Below are 16283 nucleotides of genomic sequence, written 5' to 3' on the forward strand. Positions count from 1 at the left end.
TCATCGACCCCCGCATCCGGTCCACCGACCGGCCGACGGGGGCGTCCGCCTAGGTGGGCCGTTGCAGCACCGTCATGCTGCGGTCCACCAGGGTCAGCCGGTCCCCGGCCTTCACCTTCGCGCCCGTGCCCGACGGCACCCCTTCGGCGCGGCCCGTGTCGATGATCACCTCCCACTGGCGGCCGTGATTGACCGGCACCACGAAGTCCAGCGTCTGGGGGGAGGCGTTGAACATCATCAGGAAGGAGTCGTCGCCGATCCGCTCCCCGCGCTGACCGGGCTCCGAGATGGCGTTGCCGTTGAGGAACACCGACAGCGCGGACGCCTGCGCCGAGTCCCAGTCCCGCTGGGTCATCTCCTTGCCCTCCGGGGTGAACCAGGCGATGTCCGACAGCTCGTCGTGGGTGCCCTCCACGGGCCGCCCGTGGAAGAAGCGCCGGCGCCGGAACACGGGATGCTCCTTGCGCAGCCACACCAACGCGCGCGTGAAGGCCAGCAACTGCGACGACTCGGCGCCCTCCTCGGGCCACTCCACCCAGGCCAGCTCGCTGTCCTGGCAGTACGCGTTGTTGTTGCCGTGCTGGGTGCGCGCGAACTCGTCCCCGTGGCTGACCATCGGCACACCCTGGGACAGCATCAGCGTGGCCACGAAGTTGCGCATCTGGCGTGCGCGCAGCTCCAGGACGGCCGAGTCGTCGGTGTCGCCCTCGGCACCGCAGTTCCAGGACCGGTTGTGGCTCTCACCGTCGCGGTTGTCCTCGCCGTTGGCCTGGTTGTACTTGTCGTTGTACGACACCAGGTCGTTCAGCGTGAACCCGTCGTGGCAGGTCACGAAGTTGATGGAGGCCAGGGGGCGACGGCCGTCGTCCTGGTAGAGGTCGGAGGAGCCGGTCAGCCGGGACGCGAACTCCGCGAGCGCGCGGCCCTCGCCCCGCCACATGTCCCGCACGGTGTCGCGGTACTTGCCGTTCCACTCGGTCCACAGCGGCGGGAAGTTGCCCACCTGGTAGCCGCCCTCGCCGACGTCCCAGGGCTCCGCGATCAGCTTCACCTGGGAGACCACCGGGTCCTGCTGGACGAGGTCGAAGAACGACGACAGCCGGTCCACCTCGTGGAATTGCCGGGCCAGGGTGGCCGCCAGGTCGAAACGGAACCCGTCGACGTGCATCTCGGTGACCCAGTAGCGCAGCGAGTCCATGATCAGTTGGAGCACGTGCGGGGACCGCATGAGCAGCGAATTGCCCGTCCCCGTGGTGTCCATGTAGTAGCGGGGGTCCTCCGTCAGCCGGTAGTACGAGGGGTTGTCGAGGCCCCTGAAGGACAGCGTCGGCCCCAGGTGGTTGCCCTCGGCGGTGTGGTTGTAGACGACGTCCAGGATGACCTCGATACCGGCCTCGTGCAGCGCCCGTACCGCCGACTTGAACTCCAGGACCTGCTGGCCGCGGTCGCCCCAGGAGGCGTACGCGTTGTGCGGGGCGAAGAAACCGATCGTGTTGTAGCCCCAGTAGTTGTTCAGCCCCATGTCGACCAGCCGGTGGTCGTTCACGAACTGGTGCACCGGCATCAGCTCCAGGGCGGTCACCCCCAGCTCCACCAGGTGCTCGATCACCGCCGGATGCGCGAGCGCCGCGTACGTGCCGCGCAGCTCGTCCGGCAGCCCCGGGTGCAGCATCGTCAGACCCTTGACGTGGGCCTCGTAGAGCACCGTCTCGTGGTAGCCGCGCCGGGGCCGCCGGTCGTCGCCCCAGTCGAAGTACGGGTTGACCACGACCGACGACATCGTGTGCGGGGCCGAGTCCAGGTCGTTGCGCTTGTCGGGCGCGTCGAAGTGGTAGCCGTACACCTCCTCGCCCCAGGTGATCGATCCGCTGACCGCCTTCGCGTACGGGTCGAGCAGCAGCTTCGCGGAGTTGCACCGCTGGCCGCGCTCGGGGGCGTACGGGCCGTGCGCGCGGAAGCCGTAGCGCTGTCCGGGCATGATGCCGGGCACGTACGCGTGCCGCACGAACGCGTCGCTCTCGCGCAGCTCCACCGCCGTCTCCGAGCCGTCGTCGTGCAGCAGACACAGCTCTACTCGGTCCGCGGCCTCCGTGAAGACCGCGAAGTTGGTGCCGGCGCCGTCGTACGTGGCACCGAGTGGATACGCCTCTCCAGGCCAGACCTGCATGGTCACGACTCTTTCAGCCGGGCCCCGCCACCGGGGCGCCTTGGCCATGAGTCTCCCCGAAAGTGAGGGAACCACCTATGACTTACATCCCTCTTACCAAATGACCAGTGGATACGACGTATGCCGTATGCCGAATCAAGTGGACAGAAACCGCTCCCGACGGTCCGGGGAAGGGCCCAGGGGGAGTAGGGGGAAATGTGCGAAGGACAGTGCACCGCCACCTGGGCAAAGTGGTGGCGGGTACGGCCATAGCGGTGGCCGGGACCGCCGTGATGGTCGCCGTCACCCTGCCGGGCACGGCGGGGGCCGACGAGTCGGGGGGCACCGGCAAGGCCGCCGGGTCCACACAGCAGCAGGCCGCGGACGGACTGGGCGCGGCACCCGGTGTGGTGCAACAGGCCCCGGCCGAGGGCGAGAAGGGCAAGGGCCGCGACCCGCTCACCGACGACGAGACCAAGCGCGTCGAGCAGATCGCGGTGAACCAGCAGTTCCTCAACTCCAGTGAGAACGTGGACGGGAAGCGCGGACCGCAGCGCCTCGAGGTCCAGCTCGCCGCCCCCGAGGCCGGTGAGCTGGACAACCCGGACGCGCCGCGCCGCGCGGACGTGACGTTCTACGACTACAAGGACGACACGGTCGTCACCAAGACCGTCAACCTCGACACCGGCAAGGTCGAGCAGACCGGCACCCAGCACGGAGTGCAGCCGCCGGCGAGTCACGCCGAGAACGTCGAAGCGGCCGAGCTGCTGCTCGCCGACCCGCTGGGCGCGGGCCTGAAGGCCGACTACAAGGACGCCACCGGCAACGAACTCACCTCACCGGACCAGTTGTTGCTGACCGCCATGGTCTACAAGGCCACTCCGGGACGGCAGTCCGGCGTCCTCGACCAGTGCGGCGAACACCGGTGCGTGCGGCTGTTCCCGAAGGTCAAGAACGGGCCGTGGATCGACGCCCGTGACTTCGTCATCGACCTGAGCGCCCGCAAGGTCGGCAAGCTCACCGGCTGAGCCGATCGCCCCGTCCGCACCGACCCACGCGGATCGCGCACTCCTTCGTCCACTGTCCCAACTTGCTTCTCCTGTAAGGGAGTCACTTCTTCATGCGCGTCAACAGAATCAGCCGTGCCCGCAGGCGGGGGGCCGTCGGGCTCGCCCTCGCCACCCTGGCCGCCGGTGCTACGGCCGGCGCGGGCCCGGCCGTGGCCCAGCCGAAGGCCGCCCCGGCCGCCGCGGCGCCGGGCTGCAGCGCCGCCTACACCATCGAGCAGAAGCTCTCCACCGGCACCACCTGGCGGATGTGCTGGCACTACGAGCGCGAGGCCGGCCTCGTCCTGGAGAACATCTCCTACCAGCCGCCCGGCCAGGCAACGCCCATCAAGGTGCTCGCCGACGCGAAGCTCGCCCAGATCCATGTCCCGTACGACGACGGCAAGAACGAGTACAGCGACCTCACCCAGTACGGCTTCGGCACGGGCCTGATGAACATGGCGCCCGGCGAGTGCCCCGGCGGCACCATCAAGACCGTCAAGGTCCCCGACGCCCCCGACCCGGCCCACCCGAACGTCAAGGGCCTCTGCACGACGACCCGTTCACGCGGCCACGCCTTCCGCATGCAGGGCGACAGCGCCAACAAGGTCTACCAGACCCAGGGCAAGGACTTCCTCGTCTACACGGTCAACCAGGTCGGCTGGTACGAGTACATCACCGAGTGGCGCTTCCAGGACGACGGCACCATCAACATGAACGTCGGTGCCACCGGCAGCCTTTCGCCCTACGACTACGACGCGGGCGACGGCCGCGGCTGGCCGCTCGGCAAGGGCGCCAAGGCGTACGCGACGAGCCACCAGCACGACGTCTTCTGGAAGTTGGACTTCGCCCTCGACGGCTCCTCCAAGGGCCGGATCGAGCAGTACGACTCCAAGGTCACCCCGCGCGGCGCCAACACGCCCACGAACAAGACCACGTTGACCAAGGTCACCAAGGAACTCGCGGGCGACGCAAAGAACATGCGCTGGTGGCGCGTGGTCAGCGCGACCGGCAAGAACAAGGACAACCACGCCCGGTCCTACGAGATAGTCCCCGGCACCACCACCAAGTACCCGGGCCGTAGTTTCACCACGCACGACGTGTACTTCACCGAGTACAACAAGTGCGAGCAGTTCGCCAGCGACAACCTGCCCAACTGCGGTGCGGGGCACCCGAAGCAGGTCGACAAGTGGGTCAACGGCCAGACCCTCACGCACCCCGTGGTCTGGGTGAACGTCGGTTTCCACCACATCGCCCGTGACGAGGACCAGCAGCCGATGCCGGTCCACTGGCAGGGATTCTCGATCGCCCCGCGCGACGTCACCGCCATGAATCCGCTCACTCCGGCCGCGCTCGCGAACCAGAACGGCAATGTGCTCGGCGGAAGTTGAGAAACGACCCTGTCCATCCGGCTGCACCGCCGACCGGTCCCGGAGTACCCTTCCTTGATCGTTGAGACTGGGGAGAGCTCGGGGGAGCGGAAGGCGGTGCACGGGTGGGCTCGGGAGGGCTGGAGTTGCCCCCTGGTGACGAGGGTCACGAGGGGAACTCCGCAGAAGTCCCGCCCGGCGCGGTGTCCCTGGCACGTCCGATGGACGCGGCTGGTTCCATCGGTCCGGAGCTGGACTGGGACGCCGACGCCTGGCGCGAGGTGCGTACGCGCGCCCAGCGAGCCGGCCGCGCCTACATCTGGCTGAACCTGGTCGAGCAGCGGCTGCGCGCCGTCGTAGCGGCCGTCCTGCGTCCCATCTACGAACCCGTCCACGGCGACGAGTGGGTGGTCGCCGCGGCCGGTCCGGCCGGCCAGGAGTGGGTGCAGCGCGCGGTCGCCGTACGCGAAGTCAGCCGCCGCAAGGGCTACTTGCTCGACCCGGCCGACGACAACGTCATCAGCTTCCTGACCCTGCCGCAGTTGCGTGAGCTGATGGTGCAGCACTGGCCGTGCTTCGAGCCGTACATCGACGAGCGGCGCGACGTCGAACTCGCCCTGGACGAACTGGAAGTGACCCGCAACGTCGTCTCCCGCAACCGCGCCCTGTCCGAGGCCGTCCTCAACCAGGCCGAGCGGGCCTCCGCGAAACTCCTGGAGACCCTCGGCGCCGGCAGCGACGTGCCCTCGGCGCGCCGGCTGCCCGTGGACGCGGTCGAGGAGCTGATCGGCGACCGGTTCGCGGACGTGGTCGCCGTACACCCCGACCGGGTGCGGCTGATGCGGCAGTTCCCGGCCGAGGACATCTTCGGCGGGGCCCGCCGGGTCGACGCGATCGGCATCGGCCTCAACCTGCTCGTGCAGAACTTCTCCGGCCGCCGGCTGGTCCGCCTCGCCGAGTCGGGCTGCCGGGCACGGCTGCTCTTCCTCAACCCCGCCTCCAGCGCGGTGAAGCGCCGCGAGCGTGAACTCGGCATCAAACGGGGCGAGTTGAGTCGCGCCGTCGAGATGAACATCCTGCACATGCGGCGGGTGCGGTCCCGGCTGCGCGACCCGGCGGCCTTCGAGATCCAGGTCTTCGACGAGACGCCCCGCTTCACCGCGTACCTCGTCGACGGCGACGGCACGGACGGCATAGCCGTCGTGCAGTCCTATCTGCGCCGCAGCCGCGGCATGGAGGCACCGGTGCTGGTGCTGCGGAACGGCAGCCGACTCGTCAAGTCGGACGAAATGGATGACAGCGCACTTTTCCCCACCTACCGCGATGAGTTCGAGCAGATGTGGGCGGATTCGCGACCGGTGTCCTGACCTGTCCCGGGCCGGGACCGAGGCCCGCTCCGGCGGTAAGCGGAACGCGGTCATCGGATTGTCAGTGGCTCATGCGATCGTGGAGACCACTGGGGGAAAGCACCACCGAGAAGGGGGGCCGTCATGGCCTGGCACCAGGAGCTGCTCATCGGCTTCGACCTGGAGACTACGGGGACGGAGCCGCGCGAGGCGCGCATCGTCACGGGCGCGGTCATCGAGGTCAGGGGCGGACGGCCGATAGGCCGCCGGGAGTGGCTGGCCGATCCGGGCGTGGAGATCCCGGCGGACGCCGTCGCGGTGCACGGCATCACGAACGAACGGGCCACGACCGAGGGCCGCCCGGCCGACCAGGTCGCCGAGTCGATCGCCGACGTCCTCGTGACGTACTGGAAGACGGGCGTCCCCGTCGTCGCCTACAACGCGGCCTTCGACCTCACCCTGCTCTCCGCCGAGCTGCGCCGGCACGGACTGCCGTCCCTGCGCGACCGCCTGGGCGGCACCGACCCCGCCCCCGTCATCGACCCGTACACGATCGACCGTTCCGTCGACCGCTACCGCCGCGGCAAGCGCAACCTCGAAGCGGTCTGCCAGGAGTACGGCGTGGTCCTCGACGCCGCGCACGACGCCTCGGCCGACGCCCTCGCCGCCGCCCGACTGGCCGGCGCGATAGCCGACCGCCACCCCAAGGTCGCGGCCCTGGGCCCCGCCGAACTGCACCGCCGCCAGATCGAGTGGTACGCGGAATGGGCCGCCGACTTCCAGAGCTTCCTCCGCCGCAAGGGCGACCAGGACGCGGTGATCGACGGCACATGGCCACTGCGCGAACTGGAGGACGAGACGGTCTGAGCCGGCGGCTCCGAAAGCGCCCCAAGGGGAAGCGCCCCGAAGGGGCGCGGGGCTGTATCGACATGCGGCTCCGCCGCGTGGGCGCGACCAGCCACAACGGACCCGCGGTCGCCCGAACACCCAAGCCCCCCGTTCACCAGGCGCTCAGAACGGAAACCACCGCACCGTCTCGTCCCCGTCCCGCAAAGACGCCACCCGGCGCCGGAACTCGACAAGCGCCTCGGGATTGCTCGGCGCATGCTGGGCGACCCAGGCGCAGCTAGCCGTCTCCCGAGCACCGCGGAGCACCCCGCAGCCCGCCCACTCGCGCACGTCCCACCCGTACGCCTCGGTGAACGAGTCGTAGGCCCGGGCCGGGAAGGCATACCGGTCGCGCGAGAGGGCCATCACCACCAGGTCGTGCTCGCGGAGATCCGCGGAGAAGGTCTCCAGGTCGACCAGGACCGGCCCGTCCGGCCCGACATGCACATTGCGGGGCAGCGCATCGCCATGGATCGGACCGGGCGGCAGGTGCGGCGTGAGCGCGGCGGCGGCAGCCGCGAAACCGTCCCGCCGCTCCCGCAGATACGCCGCGTCCGCCGGGTCGATCGCGTCGCCGGCGAGCCGCAGCCAGCGCTCCACCCCGCCCAGCAGCTCACGGGGCGGGAGGTCGAAGGAGGGGGAGGGGAGGGCGTGGACGAGGCGTAGCAGTTCGGCCAAATCCCGGGCGTCGGCCGGGCGTACGGAATCGGCCAGTCGGTGCCACACGGTCACCGGATGGCCCTCGACCAGTCGCGGCTTCGGGTCGGCGGCCCGCACCGCCGGCACGCCCGCCCCGGCCAGCCACAGCGCGATATCCAGCTCGCGCCGGGCGCGGTCGAGGAGTTCGGCGTCGCGGCCCACCTTGACGACCAGGTCACCGGCGGCGAACACCGCGTTCTCGCCGAGGGCGAGGAGTCGCGCGTCCCGTGCCGCGCCGGGCAGTACGTCCGCCGCGGCCAGTACGTCCCGGGCCCGTGCCTCGTCCATCGTCCGCCTCCGAGTGATCCCTGTGCGTGTGCGTACGGCGTCGGGTTCCCGCCATCCGACGGCCAGTGTCGCATTCGCACAGGTGGGACGGCATGCGAGGTGCCTTGACGAGTTACCGGGCGTTCACGACCATGACGGGGCCCGACCGGGCCGTGCAAAGGGGCTGATTCCATGACATCGGTGACGGGGGTACCGGCGACGGAGGCGCGGAGGCCACCGAGCCGCGCGCCCAGCCGAAGCCGGCCGCGGCGCGGTTCCGACCACGCGGCCTGGTTCCTGGTGTTACCCGCGCTGATCCCGATCCTCGTGCTCAGCGTCGGCCCCCTCCTCTACGGCGTCCTGCTCGCCTTCACCGACTCCCAGTCGGGCCGCACCGCGCCCACCCAGTGGATCGGCGGCCTCAACTTCCGCGACCTGCTGCACGACAGCCTGTTCTGGGAGTCGTTCCGGATCGGCCTGGTGTGGGCGGTCGGGGTCACGGTCCCCCAGTTCCTGCTCGCCCTCGGTCTGGCCCTTCTCCTCAACCAGGACCTACGGCTGAGATGGCTCGCCCGGGCGCTGGCGATCGTCCCGTGGGCGATGCCCGAGGTCGTCGTCGGCATCATGTGGCGGATCGTCTACAACCCGGACGCGGGCATCCTCAACGAGACCCTGCACGACCTCGGCCTCGGCGACGGCCGCGACTGGCTCAGCAGCCTGAGCACCGCACTGCCCGCCGTGATCGTCGTCGGCGTGTGGGCGGGCATGCCCCAGACGACGGTCGCCCTGCTCGCCGGGCTGCAGAACACCCCGCGCGAACTCCACGAGGCGGCGGCCGTCGACGGCGCCGGAGCCTGGCGCCGCTTCCGCACGGTGACCTGGCCCGCCCTCAGACCGGTGGCGCTGGCGATCACGGCGCTCAACCTGATCTGGAACTTCAACTCGTTCGCCCTGGTCTACGTCCTGACCGGCGGCGGACCCGGCGGCCGCACCCGGCTGCCGATGCTCTTCGCCTACGAAGAGGCCTTCCGCTACGGCCAGTTCGGGTACGCGGCGGCGATGGGATGCGTGATGGTCGCGGTGATCTCGGTGCTCCTCGCCGTCTTCCTCGTAGGCCGACTTCGGGGAGGAGACGACGCGTGAGGACCAGCAGCACATCGGGCATGAGGACGAGCACCGGAGCACGCGCCGGACAGTACGTCGCCCTGCTCGCGTATCTCGTCTTCCTGGCCTTCCCCTTCCTCTGGTTGATCTCCACGGCCTTCAAGTCCCCGCGAGAGCTGGGCAGTCTGCACCCCACCTGGATCCCCCGGCACCCCACCCTCGCCAACTTCCGCCAGGCCTTCGACGAACAGCCGCTCCTGCACGCCGCGTTGAACTCCCTGCTCGCCGCGCTCGGGGCCGCGCTGATCGCCGTGGTGATCGCGACCCCGATGGCGTGGGTCATGGCCCGGCGCCGGACGCTGCTCGCGCGGGCCGCGACCGGGTGGGTGGTGGTCAGCCAGGCGTTCCCGTTCGTGCTGGTGATCATCCCGCTGTTCCTGGTGCTGAAGAACCTGCGGCTGATCGACTCCCTGGCCGGCCTGGTGCTGGTCTACGTGGTGTGGTCGCTGCCGTTCGCGCTGTGGATGCTGGTCGGCTATGTACGGGCGGTACCGGCCGAATTGGAGGAGGCGGCGGCGGTCGACGGCGCCGGAAAGCTCCGCACACTCGTGTCGGTGACGGCACCGCTGCTCGCGCCGGGCATCGTGGCGACGGCGCTGTTCGCGTTCGTCACCGCGTGGAACGAGTTCTTCTTCGCGCTGGTCCTGCTGAAGACCCCGGAGAAACAGACCCTGCCGGTCGTCCTCACCCACTTCATCGGCGCGGAGGGCGTCGCCGACCTCGGCCCACTGGCCGCCGCCGCGTTCCTCGCGACCCTGCCCTCCCTGCTCGTCTTCGCCCTGATCCAGCGCCGGATCACGGGCGGCATGCTCACCGGGGCGGTGAAGAGCTGATGCGCCCCCGCCGGCTCCTCGCCCTCGCGCTGACCCTGCTCCTCGCCGGCTGCACGGGCGGCGGCGGAAACGGCTCGACGAACGGCCGGATCACCCTCCGCTTCCAGTCCCTCGCCTGGCAGGACGAGTCCGTCACCGCCAACAAGGAGCTGGTGAAGGAGTGGAACGCCACCCACCCGGACGTCAAGGTCCAGTACGTCCAGGGCAGTTGGGACAGCGTCCACGACCAACTGCTCACCTCCTTCGAGGGCGGTGAGGCACCGGACATCATCCACGACGCCTCCGACGACCTCGCGGACTTCGCCTACGGCGGCTACCTCGCCGACCTCCGGGACCTGTTGCCCGCCCGGCTCAAGTCCGATATCCCGCAACGCAGTTGGGAGACGGCGACCTTCGGGGACGGGATCTACGGCGTGCCGTTCCTCCAGGAGCCGAGGGTGCTGATCGCCAACGCGACCTGGCTGAAGAAGGCGGGCGTTCGCATCCCGACCCCCGAACACCCCTGGAGCTGGCCGGAGTTCAGGGACATCACCCGACGGCTCAGCGGCGACGGCAAGTACGGCGTGGCCTGGCCCCTCAAGGAGCCGGTGTCCGCCACGCTCAACCTGTCGCTGTCGGCGGGCGGCGAGCTGTTCCACCGGGGCACGGACGGCAAGGTGACCGTCCGCTTCGACGCGGCCGACCAGGTGGTGCCGCGCACGATCCACGACCAGGCGGACGTGGACCACAGCGCCTCGCCCACCACCCTGGGCAGCGGCGGCTCGGACACCCTGCCCGGGTTCTTCGGCGGCAAGTACGCGATGGTCCCGCTCGGCTTCTCCTACCGCCAGCAGATCGTGCAGCAGGCGCCGAAGGGCTTCGACTGGCAGGTGCTGCCCGCCCCGGCCGGCGCCGACGGGCTCACCCAGGGCGTCAGCCCGCAGACCCTGTCCATCGCCGAGGACAGCCCGCACAAGAAGGAGGCCGCCGAGTTCGTCGACTTCCTGCTCCGGCCCAGGAACATGGTCCGCCTGGCCCTCGGCGACTGGATGCTCCCCACCGGCACCCAAGCCCTCAAGGACCCGGCCCTGCACACCACGAAGGACGACTGGGCGACCGGCACAGCACTCGCCGACCACCTCGTCTCCGCCCCCGCGCAGTCCGTACGGGGCTACCCGGAGTGGAAGGACAAGGTGGCCACGCCGGCCTTCCAGGAGTACTACAGCGGCGCGATCACTCTGGCCGAACTGCGCGAACGCCTGCAGAGGGACGGCAACTTGGTACTGGCGAGATATCAACGCTGATGAGGTGGTGCCCATTCAGGGGCGCGGGGCTGTATCGATATGCGGCTCCGCCGCGTGGGCGCCGTAGGCCATGGGTGAGGGCCTGTTGGTTCCCCCGGGGATACCAACAGGCCCTCAGCTAGGGGGAGTTACACCCGCACCGGCTCGCCCTCGCCCGCCACCTCGGGCGCGACCTCCGTGGAGGACTCGTCGTGGGTGAGGTCGGGCAGGCGGTGGAGCCACTTCGGGAAGTACCAGTTGCGCTCGCCGAGCAGGGCCATCACCGCGGGGAGCAGGACCCCCCGGATGACCGTCGCGTCGATGAGGACCGCCGCCGCGAGGCCGACGCCCATCTGCTTCATCGACTGCATGGACAGCGTGCCGAAGATCGCGAAGACGGCGACCATGATGACGGCGGCACTGGTGACGACGCCCGCCGTGGTGACCACGCCGTGCTGGATCGCGTCCTGGGTCGAACGGCCGCGCAGCCGCGCCTCGCGGATACGGGAGACGACGAACACGTGGTAGTCCATCGACAGCCCGAACAGGATCACGAAGAGGAACAGCGGCAGCCAGGTGACGATCGCGCCGACGCCCTCCGCGCCCACCAGCGAGGCGCCCCAGCCGTGTTGGAAGACGGCGACGAGGATGCCGTAAGCGGCGCCCACGGAAAGCAGGTTGAGGACGATCGAGGTGATCGCGACCGTCAGCGAGCGGAACGAGAGCAGCATCAGCAGGAAGGCGAAGACCACGACGAACGCGAAGACCGGGACGACCGATCCGAGGAGCTGGTCGTTGAAGTCCTTTGATCCCGCGACGTTTCCGGTGATCGGCGCCTGGACCCCGTCGACCTTGCCGAGGGTGGCGGGCCGTACCTCGTCGCGCAGTTTCTCCAGGCTCTTCGAGGCCTTGTCCTGGTCGGAGCCGCCGACGAGCGGGACGTAGACGAAGGCGACGTTCTGCGCGTCGTGCAGCTTGATGTCGACCGGGCCGCGCGAGGCGCCCGAACTGACCGCCTGGGCCTTGAAGTCGGCCAACGCCTGCTTGACCTCAGGTGTGTTGATGTCCTTCGCCTTGACGATCACCTCGGCCGGATCGGAGCCGCCCGGGAAGGCGTCGTTGACGCGGTTGTAAGTCCCCACGATCGGCAGGGAGTTGCCGAACTCCTGGTCCAGGGTGAGGTTCTCGGTCTTCATGCCGACCGCGGGAGCGGCGATCGCGAGCAGCGCGCCGGTCGCCACGAGGACGGAGACCAGGGGCTTGGCGAGCACGCGTCGCAGGACGGCGGTCCAGAAGCGGCTCTCCCCGTTGCCCCGGCGGCCTCGCCGACGCAGGAACGGTATACGGCCCTTCTCGACCCGCTCGCCCAACAGCGAGAGCAGCGCGGGCAGTACGGTCACCGAGCCGACCATGGCGACCGCGACGACCATCAGCGAGGCCAGGCCCATCGCCTCGAACTCGGCGAGCCCGGTGAACAGCATGCCCGCCATCGCCACGCACACCGTGACACCGGAGACGATGATGGCGCGGCCACTGGTCGCGGCGGCGATCCGCAGCGCGGCCCCGGCGTCCCGGCCGGCCTCGCGCTCCTCGCGTTCACGGCGCAGATAGAACAGGCAGTAGTCGACACCGACGGCCAACCCCACAAGCAGCATTACGGAGTTGGCGGTGTCGCTCATCGGCTGGACGTGGCTGACGAGGCCCATCAGACCCATCGTCGCCACGATCGCGGTGATCGCCAGAGCCACCGGCAGCAGCGCCGCCACCAGCGCGCCGAAGGCGATCAGCAGGATGCCGAAGGCGACGGGTACGGCGGAGTACTCCGCCTTCTTGAAGTCGTTGCCGAACGCGTCCTTGTACTGCTTCGCCATGCTCGCGCTGCCGATCTCCTCGATCCGCAGCGAGCCATGGTCTTTCTGCACCCCGGCGACGGCCTTCAGTACCGGCTCCACCCGGTCACCGGCGGTCTCCGCGTCGCCGCGCATGTCGAACTGGACGAGCGCGCTCCGCCCGTCCTTCGAGATCGTCTTCGTGTCGTACGGCGAGGTGACGTCGGTGACCTTGCCGGTGCCGTTCACCGCCGTGACGACCGCGGAGACCGCGGTGCGGAACTCGGTGTCCGTGGAGGTGACCGACGCGTCCTTCGACTGGATCAGGATCGTCTCGCCGGCCGGTTCCTTGATCCCGGCGTCGTCGATGATCGTGGCGGCGGTGTGCGTCTCGCCCTTGAGCTGATCGCTCTCGTCGACGTCCACCCGGCCCGCCGCCGAACCGATTCCCATCGCCAGCACCACGAACAGCACCCAGATGCCGACCGCGGCCCACCGATGCCGGGCGCTCCAGCCTCCGGCCCGGGCGGCGAGCCCCCGCACCCGTGAATCTCCGTTCCCCATGACGGGCTTGCCCCCTTGTGCACGGTGACAGCCCCCTGCCGCCACCTCATGGATCGAAGGTATGCGCGGAATAAGAACGTCCCCTCGTGCTCACCGGTGAGGTCTCGGCCGGGAGGCTCCTCCGCACGGACCCCGGGCCCTCACCACTGGGGAGGACGGCGGCCCCTTACATCTATCGGGGCGGCTCGGGGGTGGTGATCAGGGTGACCGGGTGCCCGGGGTGTCCGATGCGTCGGCCGGGGTCCGCTTTGTTATTACGAAACCTTGTTGAACAAGTCACAGGTGCTGGTGGGTGTGCCCGAAGGTGTTGATCCGGACCCACCTCGTCCGACAGAGTTTCCGCGACCCGCACACCACGGGCGACGACCCGCACACCACGGGCGGCCGTCGTGCCCACCCCCACGGGGCACGAAGGCCGCTCTATGGTGGCCGGATGACGACATACGCGGCGCTCCTGCGCGGAATCAACGTGGGCGGCAACAAGAAGCTCCCGATGGCCGAGCTGCGCACGCTCCTCGAAGGCCTCGGACACGAGAGCGTCCGCACCTATCTGCAGAGCGGCCAGGCCGTGTTCACGAGCGGCCACGGCGACGAGGAGTCCCTCGCGGCGGAACTCGCGCAGGCGATCGAGAAGCGGTTCGGCTTCACGGTCGACGTCATCGTCCGCGACCACGCCTACCTGAGCGCGATCGCCGACAACTGCCCTTTCCCGGCAGCCGAGTTGGAGGCCAAGCAACTCCACGTCACCTACTTCTCGGTACCGCCCGGCGAAGCCCGCTTCACGGAACTGGACCAAGCCGCCTACCTCCCCGAGGAGTTCCGCCTCGGCGACCGAGCCCTTTACCTCTACGCCCCCGACGGCCTCGGCCGCTCCAAGCTCGGCGCGGAACTGGCCCGGCCGCGGCGGAACAAGGGGCTGATCGCGACGAGCCGCAACTGGAACACGGTCCTCAAACTCGTGGAGCTGACCGGTAGTTGAGCGTGATCTCGGCGAGGCGCCTGCGATCGGCCCCGTGGAGAGTTAACGGAATTGTCAATGGCGGATACACCCAACTGTGCGAGGCTCCTGGGTATGCGCTACATCATCATCGGAGCAGGGGCGGTCGGCGGGGCCATCGGCGGCCGGCTGGCCGGGGCGGGGTGCGAGGTCGTGCTGGTCGCGCGGGGTGCGCAGCGAGCGGCGCTGGCCGAGCACGGGTTGCGGCTCAAGGTGCCGGACGGGGCGTCGACGTATCGGCTGCCGGTCGTCGAAGGGCCCGCGGAACTGGGCGAGTTGAGGACCGACGACGTGCTCGTGCTGGCCGTCAAGACGCAGGACAGCGAGGCCGCGCTGGCGGTCTGGGGCCCGGCGCCGGTCGCCGGTGGCGGTACCGCTGCCGAGCGGCTGCCCGTCGTCTGCGCGCAGAACGGGGTGGAGAGCCAGCGGCTGGCGCTGCGCCGTTTCCGGCGGGTCTACGGCGTCTGCGTCTGGCTGCCCGCGACCTTCGTCGAGCCGGGTGTCGTCGCCGCCGAGGGCACCCCGCTCACCGGCATCCTGCACCTCGGCCGCTTTCCGCGCGGCACGGACGAGACCGCCCGGCTGATCGCCGCCGACCTGGAGAAGTCGAGGCTCGAGGCGCCGGTCGTGCCGGACGTGACGCGCTGGCAGTACGCCAAGCTGCTCAGCAATCTGGTCAACGCCGTCGAGGCGGTCGCCGGGCCGCTCGGCGACGAGGCGGGCCTGGCGTTCTACCGGCGGGTGCGGGCCGAGGGCGTGGCCGCGCTCGACGCGGCCGGGATCGCGTACGCGAGCGCCGAGGAGGAGAAGGAGGCGCGCGGCGACAGGATCCAGCTCGTGGAGATCGAAGGCCTCCCGCGCGGCGGCGGCTCCTCCTGGCAGTCGCTGAACCGGGGCACCGGCACCATCGAGGCCGACTACCTCAACGGCGAGATCGCGCTGCTGGGGCGGCTGCACGGCGTCCCGACCCCGCTCAACGACCTGCTGCAACGGCTCGCGAACGAGTTCGCGCGCGAGCGCCGGGCACCCGGTTCGCTGCCGTTCGACGAGCTGGTCCGGCTGGCCGACGAGGCTGTCGCGTTTGTTCAAGAGTCCTGACCGCGCGCTCCCTAGCGTGGGACGCATGAGCAACCACGACCTGCATCCGTACATGATCGAATGCGCCGCCGAGGCGGCCCGTGTCGCGCGCGGTGTCAGCGCGGCCCGGCTCGACGACCCCACGCACTGCCCCGACTGGGACGTCCGCGCGATGGTCAACCACTGGGTCCTCTACACCTCGCACGGCCTGGAGCACCGAGCTCTGCGCAAGCAGCTCTCCGAGGAGCTGACCGCGCGCGACTTCACCGCCGATCCGGACTGGGCGGAGGCCTACGCCGCCCAACTGGACCGGGCCGTCGCCGCCTGGGCGGACCCGGCGGTGTGGGAGGGCGAGGTCGACCTCGGCATGGCGAAGATGCCGGCCGACGAACTCGCCTCGATGATCATCAAGGAGCTGGCCGTCCACGGCTGGGACGTCGCCACGGCCACCGGTCAGCGGTACGCCGTCTCGGACGGGGCGGCCCGTCTCGTCCTCGACGTGGTCGAGAAGCACGGCGACCTCTACCGCCAGTACGACGGCTTCGCCGACCCGGTACCCGTACCGGACGACGCCCCCGTCTTCGAGCGCGCCCTCGCGTCCAGCGGACGGGACCCCCGCCAATCACCTGCCGGTACCGGGGGACCCTCCGTCGACTGAATGTCCGTCCACTCGCCGAACTCTGTGACAAAGCAGGCTTGTTGTCCTTAGGGTTGAGTGCGCGAGTTCAGACGGAAGGGCAGGTCACAGTGGCGGGCAGAGTCCTACCGTCGTTGCCGCAGTACCGCAAGGACGGG

At 69.8% G+C, this 16283-nt stretch carries 13 protein-coding genes; 10 read left to right on the forward strand and 3 right to left on the reverse strand.

Annotated features, from left to right (window positions below):
* Positions 1-49: 49 nt before the first annotated feature.
* The gene (gene glgX / locus OG223_RS40460; protein ID WP_329260002.1) at positions 50-2167 is read right to left on the reverse strand and encodes a glycogen debranching protein GlgX; all 2118 of its coding nucleotides are present in this window, start codon (positions 2165-2167) and stop codon (positions 50-52) included.
* A gap of 197 nt (positions 2168-2364) precedes the next feature.
* Between glgX and OG223_RS40465 the strand changes: the two genes are divergently transcribed.
* From OG223_RS40465 to OG223_RS40480, 4 genes are all read left to right on the forward strand, one after another.
* Positions 2365-3174 (forward strand): Tat pathway signal sequence domain protein, encoded by an 810-nt coding sequence (locus tag OG223_RS40465; protein ID WP_329260005.1) that lies wholly within the window; start codon positions 2365-2367, stop codon positions 3172-3174.
* Between the two features lie 92 nt (positions 3175-3266).
* Positions 3267-4583, forward strand: coding sequence for a copper amine oxidase (locus OG223_RS40470; protein ID WP_329260008.1), 1317 nt, complete (start codon positions 3267-3269; stop codon positions 4581-4583).
* A 104-nt stretch (positions 4584-4687) separates the two neighbouring features.
* Positions 4688-5929 (forward strand): SAV2148 family HEPN domain-containing protein, encoded by a 1242-nt coding sequence (locus tag OG223_RS40475; RefSeq protein WP_329260011.1) that lies wholly within the window; start codon positions 4688-4690, stop codon positions 5927-5929.
* A gap of 123 nt (positions 5930-6052) precedes the next feature.
* On the forward strand, positions 6053-6775 hold the full coding sequence (locus tag OG223_RS40480; protein WP_329260013.1) for a 3'-5' exonuclease: 723 nt from the start codon (positions 6053-6055) through the stop codon (positions 6773-6775).
* Between the two features lie 144 nt (positions 6776-6919).
* Here OG223_RS40480 and OG223_RS40485 read toward each other — a convergent pair whose 3' ends face one another.
* Positions 6920-7783, reverse strand: a complete 864-nt coding sequence (locus OG223_RS40485) for a phosphotransferase enzyme family protein (RefSeq protein WP_329260016.1) — start codon at positions 7781-7783, stop codon at positions 6920-6922.
* Between the two features lie 171 nt (positions 7784-7954).
* Here OG223_RS40485 and OG223_RS40490 point away from each other — a divergent pair, with 171 nt between their 5' ends.
* From OG223_RS40490 to OG223_RS40500, 3 genes are read left to right on the forward strand one after another with little or no spacing between them, the layout of a single operon-like run.
* Complete coding sequence (locus tag OG223_RS40490) at positions 7955-8905, forward strand: carbohydrate ABC transporter permease (RefSeq protein ID WP_329260019.1); 951 nt, start codon at positions 7955-7957, stop codon at positions 8903-8905.
* Positions 8906-8925: 20 nt separating this feature from the next.
* Positions 8926-9759, forward strand: coding sequence for a carbohydrate ABC transporter permease (locus OG223_RS40495; RefSeq protein ID WP_329265726.1), 834 nt, complete (start codon positions 8926-8928; stop codon positions 9757-9759).
* Positions 9759-11042, forward strand: a complete 1284-nt coding sequence (locus tag OG223_RS40500) for an ABC transporter substrate-binding protein (protein WP_329260022.1) — start codon at positions 9759-9761, stop codon at positions 11040-11042. The genes OG223_RS40495 and OG223_RS40500 overlap by 1 nt, the downstream gene beginning before the upstream one ends.
* A gap of 128 nt (positions 11043-11170) precedes the next feature.
* Here the strand turns inward: OG223_RS40500 and OG223_RS40505 are convergent, their stop codons facing one another.
* Complete coding sequence (locus OG223_RS40505) at positions 11171-13414, reverse strand: MMPL family transporter (RefSeq protein ID WP_329260024.1); 2244 nt, start codon at positions 13412-13414, stop codon at positions 11171-11173.
* Positions 13415-13847: 433 nt separating this feature from the next.
* Between OG223_RS40505 and OG223_RS40510 the strand changes: the two genes are divergently transcribed.
* The 3 genes from OG223_RS40510 to OG223_RS40520 all read left to right on the forward strand — a co-directional run bounded on the left by OG223_RS40510 (position 13848) and on the right by OG223_RS40520 (position 16146).
* Entirely contained in the window at positions 13848-14393 is a 546-nt protein-coding gene (locus OG223_RS40510) for a DUF1697 domain-containing protein (protein WP_329260027.1), read from the forward strand.
* A gap of 93 nt (positions 14394-14486) precedes the next feature.
* Complete coding sequence (locus OG223_RS40515) at positions 14487-15509, forward strand: ketopantoate reductase family protein (protein WP_329260030.1); 1023 nt, start codon at positions 14487-14489, stop codon at positions 15507-15509.
* A 25-nt stretch (positions 15510-15534) separates the two neighbouring features.
* A complete protein-coding gene (locus OG223_RS40520) occupies positions 15535-16146 on the forward strand; it encodes a TIGR03086 family metal-binding protein (protein ID WP_329260033.1) in 612 nt (203 codons plus the stop codon).
* Positions 16147-16283: the final 137 nt, after the last annotated feature.

Source organism: Streptomyces sp. NBC_01478 (genome assembly GCF_036227225.1).
Taxonomy (GTDB): domain Bacteria; phylum Actinomycetota; class Actinomycetes; order Streptomycetales; family Streptomycetaceae; genus Streptomyces.